Below are 16,963 nucleotides of genomic sequence, written 5' to 3' on the forward strand. Positions count from 1 at the left end.
ACTTTGCTTTATGACGAATAACAATCCTATAGGTGTTTTTGATTCCGGTATTGGAGGAACTTCCATTTGGAATGCCATTCACGAACTGTTACCAAACGAAAAAACAATTTACTTAGCCGACAGCAAAAATGCTCCTTATGGTCAAAGAACCAAAGAAGAGATCGTTACCTTAAGCAAAAAAAATGTTGATTTTTTAATCGAGAACAATTGCAAACTAATTGTTGTAGCTTGTAATACCGCTACCACAAATGCTATTCGCGAACTTCGTGCAAGCTACGATATTCCTTTCATCGGAATTGAACCTGCGATAAAACCTGCGGCCACTAACTCAAAAACACAGGTGATTGGAATCCTTGCAACACAAGGAACACTAAACAGTGAGTTGTTTAACAAAACAGCCGAAATGTTTCAGCACACTACTATTATTGAACAAGTAGGTCACGGATTGGTTCAGCTTATTGAAGATGGCAATCTTAATTCGCCTGAAATGACTCAATTATTAGAGACCTATCTGCAACCCATGATAGCCGCAAATATTGATTACTTAGTGTTGGGATGTAGCCATTATCCGTACTTAATTCCACAGATCAAAAAAATCCTTCCGGAACATATTCAGATTATCGATTCAGGAGAGGCTGTGGCACGTCAAACGCAAAATGTATTGCGTGAAAAAGTTGGTTTTTCAGACGAGAGTAATAGCGAACCTGTTTTTTATGTCAATTCAGATCCATCCGTTTTAAAAGCTATCTTAAACGATAAATACCCGGTTGTACAAAAGGATTTTTAAACGTTAGTCGATTTTTCGCTTGACGAACCAAATACCATCCAAAGACAAACTGAGCGAGATTTTATGATAATTTTCTTTGATCAGATTGTTTGAAATCGCCCCTTTTTGTCCATAGGAATAAGATATATTTAAAGCAGAAAAAGTGTTTTCTATCGGCAATGAAAGTCCAAAGGAAACTGCTGCATTATTAACTCTTTTCCCTTCAACTTCAAGATAACCGGTGTCAAAATTAGCCCCCACTCCATATTGAATTCTATCCCAATATTTCCGAATATCCTTTTTTGTCCTAAAGCTAAATCCTAAAGCAAATCTGTCCTGATTCACAAAATTGCCGTACAACTCGGATTGATTCGTATCATTCCAAAAACTTTTTTCATAATCTATCGTCATATTTACATTGTTTTTGAAACGCTTGCTGATCCCTATACCAATTTCTAAAGGCAAATAAAAATCATCGGTATCAGACACTACATTAGATTCAAAAATAGTTTGAATCCCATCGGTTCTGCTTTCAACACTTTGTACTTTTGAAGCTCTGATTCTGCTGGGCACTTTGAAAGTAGAAGCAATCGTAAAAGTAGAATCAATTTTATACTGAGCTCCCAAAGTAGCACGAACTCCGTTATAACTTGTTTCTTTATTGATGTTTGCCGTTGACTTCGAAATTAAATAGCTTCTGTCGTCCTTTGTCTTTCCAAATAACACAGTACCGGAAAGACCTACTGCCAGTTTACTTCCAAATCGATATCCGTATGAAAAATCAAAATTATTCAACCCTCCCGACCCTGACGCCGTTACATAATACGATTCCTGACTATTCAGTATCGGCAATTTCAGATCCGTGATTTTAAATGTGGCACTGGAATACGGTTTCAAAGCAACACTAAATCCCGAGTTTTTAGTTACCGGAAAAGCAAAAGCAATATGCGAAAACTGGAAATTATTCCTCTTTTCTGTCTTTGAACTATTTTGATACGTTGTTGCAATTGCCTTGCCACCGATATCAAGTATAAAATGATTTAAAGACAGATACCCCAGCGAAGCCGGATTGCGATTATTGATAAAATTATCCGACGGCAAAGCTATTCCCGACGAACCAATAGAAGGAATTGCACCAAAATCTGAATCATACAAACTACCCAGACCGTATAAGGAATAAGGGGAACTCGAAATACTTTGAGAAAACGAAATCAGCGATACTAAAAACAAAGAGCTGAAGAAAATTATTTTATTTTTCATTTAATAAGAGATGTAATAAATTTTCAATTGAATTTTATTATTCAGATGCTTTTGGTCCCCCAACACAATCCTGTTCACCGTCTTATAAACACCCGGCAATGTAAGGATCAGAGAAGATCTGGAGTTGGTTTTTTTGAGCATTTCTTTTTGCAAAAATGACGCAATACGAAAGGAATACCCCATATTTTCATTAAACTCATCACTCTTTTTGTTTAACTTACCATATACGGCAGATCCCACAGGATTTAGCAATGCACCGCTAATTCTGTTCAGATTGTCTGCCACATATACCTGTATAGAATCCGCCAAAGGGTACTGTTCGGAATAGGAATTGTTAACCGGTTTTAAGATCAGTTCAGCGTCTACGATTGCTCCGTTCTCTGAGATATACTTAAACTGTTTCAGGTTCGGAAAATCCAATCGGCAGGCAACACCGCTTCCGGATTGTATAAATCCTTGTCTGTTGGTTAAAGAACTTGATAGTTTACTACTTGAATTCGGCAGATTTTGAAGCAAGGTTCCTGTTTTGTCTAATGAAATAGAATTGAACTGTTTATTTACATCTGAAATTACAAAATCAATATAAAAAGATTTTTCGTCGTTGCTCTGATACTTTGAATAATACATTCGAACAACACTATTGGTTGTATTAAAACCAATTAAACTTGACGAATTAGAAGCGGAAGGCACAAGAACAAGTCCCTTTAAATACTCTGTAAAGCTGGTCTCATCATTGATTTCTCTCTTCTTGATTTTTTGAAAAATCTCAGCCCCAAAAACAGGATTCATTTTTATATTAATTGAATCCTTTTCTCCGGGTCTTGGTTTGTACGAAACAGAACCTAAACTTTCATTACTATAATTTAGAGTGGAATTATTGTAAAAATTATAATCATCTGTATTGGGTTTTACTTTCTGAAGTACCCGATGAATGTTAAAGGTCTGCACTTTTGTAGTATCTCCATAATAGTAGTTATCGTACTTTAAAATCATCGAAATGGAGTCAAAAACATATTTACTCGACTCCGTGTCGGATCCGCCATTGGGTAAAGTGTATGTTTTTGATGTCAATTGAAAATAACTGTCTGTTTTTACTTTTCCAAAAACGGGATCGTTGTAATTTCCAACCAATATCCTGCTTTGACCGGAAGTAATAAGCGAGTCAAAATTTATAGTTGACATTTCGACGGTTACCGTATCAATTAAAATCACCTTGTTGTTTACCGACACATAATCTGACCCAACAACAAATGCTCCTGCATCTGTATCTGTTCCGCAGGAAAACAATGCAAAAGCAAAAAACAACATCCCTATAAACTTGTTCATAATTCTATTTTTGGACAAATATATAGGGCGCTTTTCGGCACCACACTATAACATATACAAGCGGCCATTTTTACTCTATAAGAAGCAAAAGAACATCTACAACAGGCAAACACATTCAAATATGTGATTCGACCCGCAAAAAGGCTGTTTAGTCTATCAAAATGTACCATACATATATCTTCTTTTTTTTTAAAACAGTAGCCATCTACTTTTGAGCCTGTAAGCAAGACCGGTAAACTTTATAGCTGATTTGAAAATCCGGATAATTACAATCCTGACAGCAAATCATTTTTAGGGAACAGGATCAAATACAAACCATAAATAAATTTGACACACTATGAATAGTTTTAAAAAAGGAATTTTGTTCGCCGCATTATTTTCTAACCTTGTTTTTATAAGTTGCAGCAAGGATGATGAAGAAGAGGATTTAATTGGAAACTGGATAAAAAAGTCAGCATTTGATGGCCCTGCAAGATCTAGTGCCAGCAGTTTTGTTATTGGCAATTATGCTTACATAACAACAGGCTATACCGGAGACGATTATTTAAAAGATTTATGGGCCTACAACTCCAATGGAGATTATTGGGAGCAAAAAGCCAATTTTCCGGGTATTGGAAGAAGTTCTGCCTCCGGTTTTACACTAAACGACAAAGGATATATTGGGTTAGGTTATGACGGAACCAATAAACTGAAAGATTTTTATCAATACGATCCCGTTAGCAACAACTGGACCAAAAAAGCTGATTTTGCAGGTACGGCCAGATATGCCGCTGTGGGTTTTCAGGCAGGTGGAAAAGCTTATTTTGGAACGGGTTATGACGGAAACTACCTAAAAGATTTTTATCGCTATGATGATCAAACCGATACATGGGCTCTTCAAAACGGATTTAGTGGCAACAAAAGACGTAATGCTACTGTATTTGTGATTGATCAAAAAGCATATTTGGTAACCGGAATTAACAATGGGGTTTATCAGGAAGATTTTTGGGAGTTTAACACCGCTACCGATACCTGGACCCGAAAAAGAGATGTAGACAGGGACACCAATGATGACGATTCGTACAACGATGAGTATTCCATCACACGTTCAAATGCATCCGCTTTTTCCTTAAACGGCTTAGGTTATGTTGTAGGAGGTGAAGGCTTAAAAACAATTTGGGAGTACAATCCGTCAACTGATCTCTGGACCGAAAGAACTGCTATGGAAGGTGCCGGGAGAACCGATGCAGTAGGTTTTACAATTAACAATCGCAGCTTTTATATGCTGGGAAAAATTGGCTCTTCCTATTTTGATGATGCCTGGGAATTCAAACCTTTAGAGGAGCAAAATGATGATGACAATTAAATCGAAAAGTTTTTCCCGCAGCAGAATTCGGGCAAATTGGCTCTCCCTTGTACTGGTTTTACAGCTTAGCGCCTGTACCAAAGCAGAAACATTTGAAACCGAGACCTTCCGAACAACTTCAGGATGGGGCTACTTCATTACGTATAAAAATAAAATTATAATCAAGCAGTCTGTAATCCCGGTGATAAATGAATCGAAAAGCTTTTCTACGGAGGAAGATGCGCTTAAAACAGTAAATTTAGTAGCAAAAAAACTCCATCAGATGGGATCGCCAACGGTAACTGAAAATGAGTTAATTTTATTGAAAATAAAATTCTAAATGAACATAGGCGCAATAAGAAATACAAAATCGAATAAACTCCTGTTCCATGTCACAATATGGATTTTCTTTATTCTGACGTCATTACTTCAGTTTTACGAAAGCCCGTTTACCATTAACACTGATTTTTATGTACAATGGTTTACAGGAATTATTCTGTTTTATCTGAATTATTTCTATCTGGTGCCTGTCCTGCTTTTAGAAAAAAAATACTGGACTTACACCGCTATTGTTATCCCCCTTATAGCATTGTTTATGATTGTAAGGGAGTACTATTTCGTACCTGAATTCAAACATATTAAATCGCTGGAACTGGTTCCGTCTCGTACCTTAAAAATTTCAAAAGGGGCTCATTTCAAAATATTCAGAGCCAAACAGCCGTTGTTTTTTAAAATTGGACCTTCGCTTTTTTACTTTTTAATTATTACCATTAGCGCCAGTATCCGAACACTAACTGAATTTTACAACAACCAACAAAACAAACTAATTGCCGAAACCCATAGAACCAATACAGAGTTGACCTATCTGCGAAAACAAACCAATCCGCATTTTTTGTTCAATTCGTTAAACAGCATCTATTCACTGGCACATAAAAAATCTGATTTGGTCCCTGATGCTATCGTAACTTTATCTGAATTAATGCGCTATATGTTATATGAAACAGACAATAAAACGGTGGCTTTAGAAAAAGAAATCAATTATATTCAGAACTATATCGAACTGCAAAAGCTCCGGCTCAACAACATAGAAGACATTTTCATCAACGTACATGGAGATCCCCGAAATAAGTTTATCGAACCTTTGTTACTGATTTCTTTTGTAGAAAATGCTTTTAAATACGGAACTGACTATAAAGGCGCTGCTCATGTAAAAATCAAAATTTTTATCCTGGACAACAACCTTGACTTTTGGATCGAAAATACTATTGAAAACTATGTAAAAGACCCCGAAAATTCAGGAATTGGAATGGTCAATATCCAAAATCGTTTGGGACTGCTTTATCCAAACGCACACGAACTGACCATAACTCAGGACGATAAAATTTATCGTATTCATTTAAATTTAAAACTGGACAGTATTCAAACCGCAATAAATTAGGGAGGAGCTAAGATTCTAAGTTTATTTTCAAACAAACCAAAACCTCTGAGCCTTTGTCCCTTTGAACCTTACAAATAAAGAATGTCAACTAGACCAAAACCCGTTTTTTATGAAAACTTTAAAACTTATTTTATTGGTTTCGAATTACTTTTGAGTACCAAAACGAACTTAAGAAATCTAATCCCCAACAAATGAAATGTGTAATTATAGACGACGAACCGTTAGCAGTTGAACTATTAGAAGACTTTGTCAAAAAGATAGATTCACTCGAATTGCTCAATACCTTCAATAATGCTATTGATGCTGTTTCCTTTATCAATCACAACAATGTTGATTTGATTTTTTTAGACATTCAGATGCCGCATTTCTCCGGAATTGAGTTTCTGAATACCATAGAAAAAAAACCGCTGATTATTTTCACAACTGCCTATTCTGATTATGCGGTTGAAGGTTTTAACCTTGGCGCTGTTGATTATTTGGTAAAACCGATTCCTTTTCACCGCTTTTTGAAATCTGTCGTAAGAGCACAGCAAATTTTAAATCCGACGGCTGCCATTCAGGCCATTTCTGAAACGACTACTGCTCCCGAATTAGAACCTGATTTTATGTTCGTGAGAGCTGAATATGAAAATGTAAAAATGAATTTTTCGGATATTTTATTTATCGAAGGCCTAAAAGATTATGTAAAAATCTACACCACAGATAATAAATTCACCCTGACTTTAATCAGTTTAATAAAACTAGAGAATTTACTTTCCAGCAAAGGATTTTCAAGAATACACCGATCGTATATCATCAATATAAAACATGTCAAATCAATACAAAAAAACAAAGTATTGATTAGCGATAAACGAATTCCGATAAGTGAAAGCTATAAAAATGCTTTTTTCGAAAGAATCAATTTGTAGACTATTCTTCGTCTTTAAACCAACCCGAATACATTACATAATTGTTAGAAATACGTTCGATTTCGCCCGCAAAGTCAGACTGATCAATCTCTTTTACTTTTCGTGCCGGAACTCCGGCATAAATGCTTCCTGAAGTCACAACCGTATTTTGTGTTAAAACGGCACCGGCAGCTACAATAGAATTGCTTTCGATTACACAATTGTCCATAACGATAGCCCCCATACCAATTAAAACATTGTCATGAACCGTACAGCCGTGTACAATTGCATTATGACCAATTGAAACATTATTACCAATAATAGTTGGGTGTTTTTGATAAGTACAGTGAATAACGGCTCCGTCCTGAATATTTACTTTATTTCCGATTTTAATATAATGAACATCCCCACGAATGACAGCATTGAACCAAACACTACAGGAGTCTCCAAAAGTAACATCTCCGACAATAGTCGCGTTTTCGGCTACATAACAATCCTCAGGAATTGCTGGTGATTTTCCGTTTACAGATTTAATTAACATAAAAAAAGGGTTTTTAATTAATAGCAGGACAATTACAATCGTAACGTTCTTTTTTACAAAACAAATTGATTCCCAAAGTAATTTGGTGGTAACCACCGGTATCAAATTTCACATCTCCGGTAACTTGAGAATACGTATACGCAAACATGAAGTTTTTATAATTTATACCAATTATAGGTGTAAAATATTGTAATTTCTGAGAAGCAACCCCGCTTCCTGGGCTATATTGAGCCCCATCGAAGCTTCTTCTATAAGATAATGCGGCCCACAAACTTCCAAAATCCATGCTTTTGTAAGCCTTTAAGTTGAGATCGATTGACTTTTCTTTGGTCTTATCGAAGTACTGAAACAAAACAGAGGGCTCCCAGGTAATACTTTGATTTTTTCCAAAAACATAACCGGCACTAAGCAAAAGCTTTCTGAGGTTATCGCTTTCAAAATCACTATACAATTCTCTTCTGTTTTCCAATAATCCCTGAACAGTAGCATGAGCATAAAAATCAAGGTAGTTATAAGAAGCACCGACATCAACATTAAAATAAGAGTCTTTTTGAACAGAATTAAAAATAAGTGGATCAAAAGTGGTTCCGAATTGCGTCTCATCTAACTGATTCTGGATAACACCCCCACTAATTCCAAAAGAAAGCTGATTCAAATCGATTTCGTCTCTTGAAAACATAATATGGTGGGCATAGGTAAGTTTAAAACCTTTTTGAGAATGGTATCCGTTTTTATCATTAAAAACAATAATCCCGGCTCCGGATCGCTCCCCTATTCTACCATTAAAACTTAATGTTTGTAAAGCTGGGGCGTCTTCCTGACCAAACCATTGCTTTCTGGCGGTAAGCCTGATTTTAGCACAATTGGCCGCGCCCGCCATCGAAGGATGAATTAAATAATAGTTATCAGACAGGTAATCGGAATACACAGGGATTCCTTCTTGTGAATAAGAATAAAGAGAGCTAACTAAAAATACAAACAATACTCTGATTCTAAATTCCATAAAAGCAACATTGCTAAGATATACGTACAACTCTTTGCATTTAATACGATTAATTTGAAAAGAGTCTTAATTATTTTATTAAAAAATCAAATATAGGTATTAGTAGAAAATAACTTTACTAAATTTGCAAAAAAAATAAAACTCATGACAAAAATCACCATAAAAGAAACTCAAAATCCAACGATCTTAAAGTTCGAATTTGAGGATTTCATCACTCAAAATCAAAACTTTGAATTCAAAAATATTGATGAGGCACAATCTTCTCCATTGGCGCAGCAATTATTCTATCTTCCGTTTGTAAAAACAGTTTATATCTCAGGAAATTTTATTGCTATTGAAAGATACAGTATTGTAGAATGGGATGATGTAAAAGAGGCTGTTGCAGAACAAATCGAATCCTTTGTAAACAAAGGTGGTGTAATCATAAAAATCGAGGAAAGTACTGCTAAAAAACAACCTATTACGGTTTATGGAGAAACAACTCCAAATCCGGCTGCATTAAAATTCGTTGTTAGCAGAATGTTGACCCGAAATGCTGTTGAATACAAAAACATCGATCAGACCGCTTCTTCTCCATTAGCAAAGGAATTGTTTAAATTTCCTTATGTTAAAGAAGTTTTTATCGACGAAAATTATATCTCGGTAACGAAATATGACATCAATGACTGGCAGGAAATCACACTTGAAGTACGAACTTTCATTAAACAATTTATCGAAAACGGAGGAACAGTTTTGGATGAGACCTTAATTGAAACTTCAACTAAAAACGACATCACTAAAGATGAAGCATTTGACAAACTAGATGTTACTTCTCAGCAAATTATCAATATACTGGAAGAATACGTAAAACCGGCAGTAGCTGCTGATGGTGGTAATATTGCGTTTGACTCCTACAATGAAAATGACAAAACAGTAAAAGTAATTTTACAAGGAGCTTGCAGCGGTTGTCCTTCCTCTACTTTTACACTTAAAAGCGGAATCGAAAATATGCTAAAAAGCATGTTAAACGATGAAGGCATTAAAGTAGAAGCTGTAAACGCATAAAACAAAATTGTATAAAAAACAGAAGCGTCTCAATCGAGGCGCTTTTTTATTTCACCCTATCTATCTAATTTACAGTAAATTATTTCAACTTTAACGCTATAAATTCTGTAGAAATAGTTAATATTGTAATATAAACCAATCAAAATCAGAAATTATGGGATTATCTTCGTTTTTTAAGAATTTATTTGGCTCAGCCAAAGAATCAGCTACAGATTTGGCCAATCAGGCAGAAAGCACTTTTGAACAAGCTAAAGAAGCTGCTGCTCCTTATATTGATCAAGCAGAAACTTTTGCAGAAGAAACAATCGCCAAAGCCAAAGAAGCTGCAGAACCACTACTCAACAGCGCTGCCGAATATGCCAGTCAGGCCAAAGAAACCGTGAGCGAATATGCTGAAAAAGCTTCTGATTCGATCAGTAACGTCATTGATTCTGTAAAAGAAAAAGCGGATGATTTAACCGGCGAAACTAAAACTGTCATTTCAGAAACCGTAGCCGATGCAAGTGAAGAAACAGTAATTGCAAAAGATGAGATTGCCGATGAGGCTTCTGATAAGGAATAAAAAGCCACATCTTTTCTTATAAAAATAAATATCTTTATATTTGCAGCACTAATACACCTTCTCTGTTGGGAAGGTTTTTTTATTCTTATAATATGAACATCAATCCAGAACAACTTAGTAATTACGCTACTAAATTTATAGACGTATTACTTGATTATTCGCCAAAATTCATTTCGGCATTTGTAATTTTATTTATTGGTTTATATGCCATTAGATTAATAAACAGAATCATTAGAAAGATAATGGTCAAGAGAAATCTGGACCCAACCTTAACGAAATTTCTTGCTGATATTTTATTATGGGCTTTGCGAATTTTATTATTTGTAACTTTTATTTCAAAACTTGGAATTGAAACTTCTTCTTTTGTTGCCATCTTAGGAGCAATGGGACTTGCCGTTGGTTTATCGTTGCAAGGTTCTCTTTCTAACTTTGCAGGAGGAATGTTAATTATTGTTTTCAAACCTTTTAAAGTCGGAGATACTATTGAAGCACAAGGGGTTATCGCAACAGTAGTTGAAATTCAGATTTTCGTTACTAAAATGCTCACTGCCAACAACCAAACTGTTTTTGTTCCTAACGGTTCATTGTCTAACGGAACGATCATTAATTACTCAATGCAGGGAGAGAGAAGAGCTGATTTAACTTTTGCTATCTCTTATGATTCAGATATCAAAAAAGCAAAAGAAGTGCTTTTAAGTGCTTTAACCGGAAATCCTAATGTCCTTAAAAACCCGGCTCCGGAAGTTTTTGTCAAAAATCTAACAACGAGTTCTATAGAGTTTTCTGTACGTCCGTGGGCAAAGAATGAAAACTACGGCAGTGTTTTTGCACAAACGCTTGAAAATTGCAAAACCGCTTTAGATGAAGCCGGAATTGCAATTCAGCCGTACACATTACAAAAATAAAATTTACTTCTTATTTTTTTGATGGCGTAGTCATCATAAAATCTTTTAAGTAATAAGGTTCAAAATAAGCGACATCTACGGTGTCGCTTTTTTGATACTTATCAAAACTGATTTTACTCATGGCTCTAGCCGAAGGGTATTTGATAGCTTCTAAAAAGATAAAATTTTCTCTGGTCAGAACTGCTTTGGCTTTTTCGGCACAATCTCCAACAAAATAGACTGTCTCGGTGATGCTTTCAAAAGAGTGCTCGTCTATAACCTCTGCCTGAATGGCTCTCTCTACTTCTAAATTAGCATTAAAAATCTCGCTGTATACTTCCATCCTTCTGGCATCAAGCATCGGGATTATTTTTCCATCCGTAACCTGAGCCTGAGAAGCTAAAGTCAATAAAGTATCAACTGCAATCAACGGAATGTTTAAAGCATAACACAAGCCTTTTGCAGCCGAAACTCCAATTCGCAAACCGGTATAAGAACCTGGTCCCTGACCTACCGCTATAGCCACCAGATCCTGAACAGAAATTCCCGCTTCGGCAATTACTTCTTCAATGAAAACATGTAATTTTTCGGCATGGGAATATCCTTCTTCAGCGATTTCTTTACACAAAATTGTTTCACCATTTTTGGCAATTGCTACAGAACAGTTTTTAGTTGCTGTTTCGATATTGAGAATAAAAGACAATGTATTATTTTTTAAAAGTTGAATTATTTAACCTGAATTATTTCTTAGCTGTATCCGCTTTTTTAAGCTTCACTTTATCGCCTGAATTTAATTCTTTAGAAACCGTCGTATAAGGTCCTGTAATGACTACATCTCCCGGTTTCAAACCTGTAATCACTTCGATATTCGTATCGTCCTGAATACCTGTTTTGATGATTCTGATCTTCGCTTTATTTCCCGATTTCACAAAAACACATTCGTATTTCTTATCGCTTTTGGGAGCTGCTTTTTTATCTGCGTTCGGGTCTTCTACTGTAAAATCCTTTACGGCAGCGGTATCCGATTTTACAACAACGGAACTAATTGGTACTGCCAAAACATTGTTTTTAGTTTGCGTACTAATGTCTACCGTAGCCGTCATCCCCGGTCTGAAAGGAGAATAGGAAGCAGGTTTACCTTCTAATAAATCCTGATACGATTCTTTTAAAATGCGGACTTTAACTTTAAAATTAGTCACCTGATCTGCCGTCAAAGCGGTGCTTGCCGAATTAGAAATACTGGTTACAACACCTCTGAACTTCTTTTTCAGATAAGCGTCAACTTCAACATTGGCTTCATCACCAATTTTTATCTTTACAATATCATTTTCATTTACGTCAACTTCAACCTCCATATTGTTCAGGTTGGCCACTCTTAAAAGCTCTGTTCCTGCCATTTGCTGCGTTCCCAAAACACGTTCGCCCAATTCTACATTCAAAACAGAAATAGTTCCATCTGCAGGAGCATAAATAGTAGTACGTCCCAAATTATCTCTTGCTTCGGTTACAGAAGCCGAAGCGCCCTGAACGGCATAATAGGCATTTTGTTTTGTTGCTTTAGCTACTTCAAAAGAGGCCACTGCTTTGTCCCAATCTGATTTTGAGATTACGCCTTTGTCATACAAGGTTTTGTTTCTCTCGTAATTTGCCTTAGCTTCTTTAAAACTGGCATCAGACTGTGTCAAACCCGCTTTAGATCCTGCTAAATTAGCCATAGAGCGATCCAATCCGGAAGTATATAAATCCGGATTTATTTTTACCAGCAAATCTCCTTTTTTGACAACTTGCCCTTCTTTTACATTCAGCGCGATGATCTCACCTGACACCATTGAAGCAATTTTTACTTCGATCTCAGGTTGAATTTTACCCGTTGCCGAAACCGTTTCAACAATCGTTGAAGCTGTTACTTTTGAAATCTCGACCTCTTTTCCCTCATCCTTATTTCCTATTACCCCTGATTTCGAAAGAACAACCAAGGCGACAATAACCACTATTGCGCCACCGACTAAGAAATAAACTGTTTTTTTTGACATACTAAATTATTTTGTGCTAATTGGAACAATTGGAATTCCGAAGTAAAATTCAAGTATTTTTATTTTAAACATGTAATCGTATTTAGTTCTGATCACATCCGATTGAGCATTGGTCAGCAAAGTCTGCGACTGTGTAAAATCAAATGAATTCATCAAACCTACATCGTACTTTTCTTTTGCATAATTATAAGCCTGCTGTCTCGCTTCTAAAGTCACAGTAGATGATTCGTACGTATTTAAAGCACCTTTTGCATCTGTAAAAGCAGTGTAAACATTACGTTGCAAATCTAAACTTTTTTGCTCTAAATCTATTCTTGATTTTTCTAAACTTACTTTATTACGCTCTACATTATTTCTGGTGGAAAACCCGTTAAAAATCGGGACTTCTAATCGAAAGCCAAAATTATGACCTTTATTATTACTAAATTGATCAAGGACCGGAAGTGCATTACCATAGATAACATTTCCATCAGCATCCTTACCTATTGGAATTTCACTATAACTCGCACTAGTACTAAACGAATAAATCCCTCTAAGCGTTGGCTGATACGCTCCTCTTGCAATAGCAACATTCTTCTCCGCTATTTCAAGATTGGTCTGCGCTAATTTTAACTCTGTTCTGATCTCTTTGGCTTTGTTATAAATATCAATAGGCTTTTGTGCCATAATGTTATTTTCATCTTTAGCATTCGTATCATCAATCACATCAAAATCTGCAAATTCTTTAAGCTGCAAAAGTTGCGCTAAACTTAATTTAGAAATCAATAAACTGTTTTCGGCGATAATAATATTTTGTTTGTCCGTAGCTACGGTAGCCTTTAAATCAAACAAATCACCACGCGGTATTGTCCCAGCATTTACCATTTCTTCAGAGCGCGCAAGTCGTTTTTCATCTATAGACAACTGCTCAGTTTTTACTTTTAGATTTTCTTTATTAAAAAGAATCTGCAAAAAAGCATTGGCCACATTCAGACTAATATCTTCCTGCATTTTAAGCAACTGATACTTTGACGCAATAATAGAAAGATTAGCTCTTCTGAGTGTATTTTGATTTTGTAATCCTTTGTAAATATCTACTCCGGCACTCACCCCAAGGGATGAATATTGTGTAGTTGACGTTTGTGCAATGTTGGTAACAGGGTTTACGTTCAAACCAATGTTCCAGGAGTGTGAGGCAGACCCACTCACAGAAGGCAGATAATTACCTATTGCCCCTCTTTTATCAATCGCAGCCGTCTTTGTATCTAAGTCTGATAATTTTATCGTGATATTATTATCTAATGCATAACGCACACATTCTTCTAAAGTCCATTTTTTTGCTTGTGCCTGGCCTGATAATCCAAAACCTAAAAGCATAGTAAAAACAAGCGTATTATATTTATTTATTTTCATATATTTTGAATGATAGTATAGTACCAATACTACACAAATTTAACTTATTTTAAAACCAAAAAACCTACAAATTTCAAATTATTTCTTCTCTTCTTCTGTTACCAAACCTTGATTCCAGATTTTGATCTTATCCGTATTTTTGATACCGCTTTTAATTTGAACATAAATTCCGTCACTTACTCCCAAAACTAAATCTCTTCTTTGAAATTTCTGAGGAGATGTTTCAATTTCTACGTAAGGTTTTTGTGTTTTTTTGTCAAATTGAACTAATGATTCTTTAATAGCAAGCACTTTATCTGCTTTTTCCAGAATAATGGAAGCATTTGCGCTCAAACCGGCTCTAATAAAAGTTTTCTCTTTATTGGGCAATGAAGCTTTAATTTCAAACTGAATTGCTCCGTTCTCCGTTACTCCTTTTGGGGCTATATCGGTTAAAAAAGCATCAAATTTTTTGTTTTCAATTGCTCCGACTGTGATTTCGATCGCCATTTTTTCTTTTATTTTCCCTACTTCAGATTCATCTATTTTTCCAATAAAAATCATCCTTCCTACATCTGCAACACTTGCAATGGTAGTTCCTTCATTAAAGTTATTGCTTTCAATAACCTGATTCCCCACTTTCACAGGAACAGCCAGAACCATTCCGTTTACCGTAGAACGAATTAAAGTATTTGCATAATTTCCTAATGAAGTAGTTGTACCTGTTTTTACAATATCTAAACTTTGTTTGGCTGCCAGATAATTTTGTTTGGCCTGTGTGTAAGCCAATTGTGCAGCATCAAAATCGTTTGCCGAAATAACATCTTTATCGTACAATGTTTTTTGTCTTTTAAAGATTTTCTCCTGATTGTCTAAAGCAATTTTGGCTGTTTGTACCTGATTTTGTGTACTGCTTACATTAGATACATTGGCTACAACCCTGATTTTTGCAATCATATCACCGGCCTTGATTTTCTCTCCGGCTTTGATATACACTTCCTCGATAATACCCGAAATGTTTGGCTTGATTAGAACCTCTTCATCCGGCTGGATATTACCTGTCGCTATGGTATTTTTTACAATCGTTTTAATTTCTGCTTTCTCAGTTTTGAAGACGATAGGGGACTCTTGATTTTTAGCGTACAAATAATATAATGCGCCAAAGAAAACTACAGCAATAAAAATTAAAATGGTTACCGTTACTCCTTTTTTCATTTTGTTTTTGGTTTAATCGATTATTTTTTTTGATTGATAATTTATTCTGTTCGCAAAGCATCTACAGGCTTCACATTTATTGCAGTCTGAGCCGGAATAAATCCCGCCAGCAAACCTGATCCTACTAATATTAACAGCGCCACAAACACTACTCTTAAATCTACACTTGGACTGGCAAACATCGTATCACTATCCGGTGGCAGCGAATCTAAAATCAGGTTCAGGATCGCTATAATTCCAGTTGCCACTGCAATTCCCAGCATCCCTGAAATGATCGTTAAAAAGATAGACTCTGATAAAATTTGCCCCCTAATAGCTGCAGGTGTTGCCCCCAATGCTCTTCGGATTCCTATTTCTTTTGTGCGTTCTTTTACTACGATAAGCATAATATTAGAAATACCAATTACTCCCGATATCAGAACTAAAGTTCCAACAAAATACGCAATGATCTTTAGAATATCAAACAAACTTTGAACCTTATTAAACTGCTCATACAGGTCAAAGTTCCCCACTGCTCTATCGTCTGCAGGGTTTACGGAATGTAGTGATTTGATCAATTCTAAAATCTTTGGTTTTAAAGAGGTAATAGACACTTCGTCTTTTGCTGTAAGCGCCATCCAGCCTACCTTATCTCCAAAATTAAAAGCCAGCTGAAAAGTCGTAAACGGAACAAAGATATTTTTCTGCTCCTGTTCTGCATTTCCGCCTTGTTGCTTCGATTTATAAACGCCAATTACCATAAAATTAATTCCGTTTATTTTCACGTAACTGCCAATAGCCTCTTCTTCTTTTCCGTAAAGCTCCGAGATTACTCCTTTACCAATAACCGCCACTTTTCTTCTCTCGGTAATATCCTGTTGATTTACAAAACGTCCTTTTATAATATCCATTGGCTGTTGTTTGATCAACTCAGGATAATCGCCATAAACCGTAAAAGAGGAAGTCTTGGTACCGCGAACCACATTATTTGTACCGTTAAAATCACCCAACTGATTTCGTGGTGAAACATATAATAAATCCGGAAATGCCTGTTTTAAAGCCATAACGTCGCTGTTTCTAAAATCATAACGACGTGTTTTAGGTAACCCTTTATAGGCCTTTGAGGTGGTCTGACTCCACATAAACATGGTATTGGTCGCAATTCCGTCAAAACCTTTTTTAATACCGTTTTCTAAACCATTTCCTGCCGCAAGCAGTATTACAAGAATAAAAATTCCCCAAAACACACCAAATGCCGTAAGCACCGTCCTGAAGACATTGGCTGTTAAGGCCTGTAAAATCTCGTCCCAATTATCTTTTTTAAACATAA

17 protein-coding genes are annotated in these 16,963 nt (G+C 35.8%); 8 read left to right on the top strand and 9 right to left on the bottom strand.

The window, feature by feature from the left end:
- Positions 1-10: 10 nt before the first annotated feature.
- Complete coding sequence (gene murI, locus G3A47_RS03970; protein WP_166920623.1) at positions 11-787, top strand: glutamate racemase; 777 nt, start codon at positions 11-13, stop codon at positions 785-787.
- A 3-nt stretch (positions 788-790) separates the two neighbouring features.
- Here the strand turns inward: murI and G3A47_RS03975 are convergent, their stop codons facing one another.
- Both G3A47_RS03975 and G3A47_RS03980 read right to left on the bottom strand, forming a co-directional pair.
- Positions 791-2,026 carry an aromatic hydrocarbon degradation protein gene (locus G3A47_RS03975; protein WP_166920625.1) on the bottom strand — a complete coding sequence of 412 codons (1,236 nt, stop codon included), beginning with the start codon at positions 2,024-2,026 and terminating at the stop codon, positions 791-793.
- A complete protein-coding gene (locus tag G3A47_RS03980; RefSeq protein ID WP_243860374.1) occupies positions 2,027-3,352 on the bottom strand; it encodes a DUF4270 family protein in 1,326 nt (441 codons plus the stop codon).
- Positions 3,353-3,689: 337 nt separating this feature from the next.
- Here G3A47_RS03980 and G3A47_RS03985 point away from each other — a divergent pair, with 337 nt between their 5' ends.
- From G3A47_RS03985 to G3A47_RS04000, 4 genes are all read left to right on the top strand, one after another.
- The gene (locus G3A47_RS03985) at positions 3,690-4,697 is read left to right on the top strand and encodes a Kelch repeat-containing protein (RefSeq protein WP_166920627.1); all 1,008 of its coding nucleotides are present in this window, start codon (positions 3,690-3,692) and stop codon (positions 4,695-4,697) included.
- Complete coding sequence (locus G3A47_RS03990; protein ID WP_243860375.1) at positions 4,681-5,016, top strand: DUF4907 domain-containing protein; 336 nt, start codon at positions 4,681-4,683, stop codon at positions 5,014-5,016. The genes G3A47_RS03985 and G3A47_RS03990 overlap by 17 nt, the downstream gene beginning before the upstream one ends.
- Positions 5,017-6,114, top strand: coding sequence for a sensor histidine kinase (locus G3A47_RS03995; RefSeq protein ID WP_166920629.1), 1,098 nt, complete (start codon positions 5,017-5,019; stop codon positions 6,112-6,114).
- Positions 6,115-6,305: 191 nt separating this feature from the next.
- On the top strand, positions 6,306-7,022 hold the full coding sequence (locus tag G3A47_RS04000; RefSeq protein ID WP_166920631.1) for a LytR/AlgR family response regulator transcription factor: 717 nt from the start codon (positions 6,306-6,308) through the stop codon (positions 7,020-7,022).
- A gap of 1 nt (position 7,023) precedes the next feature.
- On the opposite strand, the gene G3A47_RS04005 is transcribed toward G3A47_RS04000, so the two are convergent.
- Entirely contained in the window at positions 7,024-7,542 is a 519-nt protein-coding gene (locus tag G3A47_RS04005; protein ID WP_047773157.1) for a gamma carbonic anhydrase family protein, read from the bottom strand.
- 13 nt (positions 7,543-7,555) lie between these two features.
- Positions 7,556-8,545 carry a PorP/SprF family type IX secretion system membrane protein gene (locus G3A47_RS04010; RefSeq protein ID WP_166920633.1) on the bottom strand — a complete coding sequence of 330 codons (990 nt, stop codon included), beginning with the start codon at positions 8,543-8,545 and terminating at the stop codon, positions 7,556-7,558.
- Positions 8,546-8,689: 144 nt separating this feature from the next.
- Here G3A47_RS04010 and G3A47_RS04015 point away from each other — a divergent pair, with 144 nt between their 5' ends.
- From G3A47_RS04015 to G3A47_RS04025, 3 genes are all read left to right on the top strand, one after another.
- Positions 8,690-9,589 (top strand): NifU family protein, encoded by a 900-nt coding sequence (locus G3A47_RS04015; protein ID WP_166920635.1) that lies wholly within the window; start codon positions 8,690-8,692, stop codon positions 9,587-9,589.
- Between the two features lie 154 nt (positions 9,590-9,743).
- Entirely contained in the window at positions 9,744-10,151 is a 408-nt protein-coding gene (locus tag G3A47_RS04020) for a YtxH domain-containing protein (protein WP_166920637.1), read from the top strand.
- Between the two features lie 92 nt (positions 10,152-10,243).
- Positions 10,244-11,056, top strand: a complete 813-nt coding sequence (locus G3A47_RS04025; protein WP_166920639.1) for a mechanosensitive ion channel family protein — start codon at positions 10,244-10,246, stop codon at positions 11,054-11,056.
- A gap of 10 nt (positions 11,057-11,066) precedes the next feature.
- On the opposite strand, the gene tsaB is transcribed toward G3A47_RS04025, so the two are convergent.
- The 5 genes from tsaB to G3A47_RS04050 all read right to left on the bottom strand — a co-directional run bounded on the left by tsaB (position 11,067) and on the right by G3A47_RS04050 (position 16,961).
- Positions 11,067-11,738 carry a tRNA (adenosine(37)-N6)-threonylcarbamoyltransferase complex dimerization subunit type 1 TsaB gene (tsaB, locus tag G3A47_RS04030; RefSeq protein ID WP_166920641.1) on the bottom strand — a complete coding sequence of 224 codons (672 nt, stop codon included), beginning with the start codon at positions 11,736-11,738 and terminating at the stop codon, positions 11,067-11,069.
- Between the two features lie 37 nt (positions 11,739-11,775).
- Entirely contained in the window at positions 11,776-13,068 is a 1,293-nt protein-coding gene (locus G3A47_RS04035; protein WP_166920643.1) for an efflux RND transporter periplasmic adaptor subunit, read from the bottom strand.
- Between the two features lie 6 nt (positions 13,069-13,074).
- Positions 13,075-14,460, bottom strand: a complete 1,386-nt coding sequence (locus G3A47_RS04040; protein ID WP_166920645.1) for a TolC family protein — start codon at positions 14,458-14,460, stop codon at positions 13,075-13,077.
- 78 nt (positions 14,461-14,538) lie between these two features.
- Positions 14,539-15,654, bottom strand: coding sequence for an efflux RND transporter periplasmic adaptor subunit (locus G3A47_RS04045; RefSeq protein ID WP_166920647.1), 1,116 nt, complete (start codon positions 15,652-15,654; stop codon positions 14,539-14,541).
- A gap of 41 nt (positions 15,655-15,695) precedes the next feature.
- Positions 15,696-16,961, bottom strand: a complete 1,266-nt coding sequence (locus G3A47_RS04050) for an ABC transporter permease (protein ID WP_166920649.1) — start codon at positions 16,959-16,961, stop codon at positions 15,696-15,698.
- Positions 16,962-16,963: the final 2 nt, after the last annotated feature.

Origin of the sequence: Flavobacterium poyangense, from assembly GCF_011751075.1 — a bacterium.
GTDB classification, from domain to species: Bacteria; Bacteroidota; Bacteroidia; order Flavobacteriales; family Flavobacteriaceae; genus Flavobacterium; species Flavobacterium poyangense.

Coding starts and splice junctions, on each gene's coding strand:
- murI (WP_166920623.1), top strand. CDS start 11: ATGACGAATAACAATCCTATAGGTGTTTTTGATTCCGGTATTGGAGGA.
- G3A47_RS03975 (WP_166920625.1), bottom strand. CDS start 2,026: ATGAAAAATAAAATAATTTTCTTCAGCTCTTTGTTTTTAGTATCGCTG.
- G3A47_RS03980 (WP_243860374.1), bottom strand. CDS start 3,352: ATGAACAAGTTTATAGGGATGTTGTTTTTTGCTTTTGCATTGTTTTCC.
- G3A47_RS03985 (WP_166920627.1), top strand. CDS start 3,690: ATGAATAGTTTTAAAAAAGGAATTTTGTTCGCCGCATTATTTTCTAAC.
- G3A47_RS03990 (WP_243860375.1), top strand. CDS start 4,681: ATGATGATGACAATTAAATCGAAAAGTTTTTCCCGCAGCAGAATTCGG.
- G3A47_RS03995 (WP_166920629.1), top strand. CDS start 5,017: ATGAACATAGGCGCAATAAGAAATACAAAATCGAATAAACTCCTGTTC.
- G3A47_RS04000 (WP_166920631.1), top strand. CDS start 6,306: ATGAAATGTGTAATTATAGACGACGAACCGTTAGCAGTTGAACTATTA.
- G3A47_RS04005 (WP_047773157.1), bottom strand. CDS start 7,542: ATGTTAATTAAATCTGTAAACGGAAAATCACCAGCAATTCCTGAGGAT.
- G3A47_RS04010 (WP_166920633.1), bottom strand. CDS start 8,545: ATGGAATTTAGAATCAGAGTATTGTTTGTATTTTTAGTTAGCTCTCTT.
- G3A47_RS04015 (WP_166920635.1), top strand. CDS start 8,690: ATGACAAAAATCACCATAAAAGAAACTCAAAATCCAACGATCTTAAAG.
- G3A47_RS04020 (WP_166920637.1), top strand. CDS start 9,744: ATGGGATTATCTTCGTTTTTTAAGAATTTATTTGGCTCAGCCAAAGAA.
- G3A47_RS04025 (WP_166920639.1), top strand. CDS start 10,244: ATGAACATCAATCCAGAACAACTTAGTAATTACGCTACTAAATTTATA.
- G3A47_RS04035 (WP_166920643.1), bottom strand. CDS start 13,068: ATGTCAAAAAAAACAGTTTATTTCTTAGTCGGTGGCGCAATAGTGGTT.
- G3A47_RS04040 (WP_166920645.1), bottom strand. CDS start 14,460: ATGAAAATAAATAAATATAATACGCTTGTTTTTACTATGCTTTTAGGT.
- G3A47_RS04045 (WP_166920647.1), bottom strand. CDS start 15,654: ATGAAAAAAGGAGTAACGGTAACCATTTTAATTTTTATTGCTGTAGTT.
- G3A47_RS04050 (WP_166920649.1), bottom strand. CDS start 16,961: ATGTTTAAAAAAGATAATTGGGACGAGATTTTACAGGCCTTAACAGCC.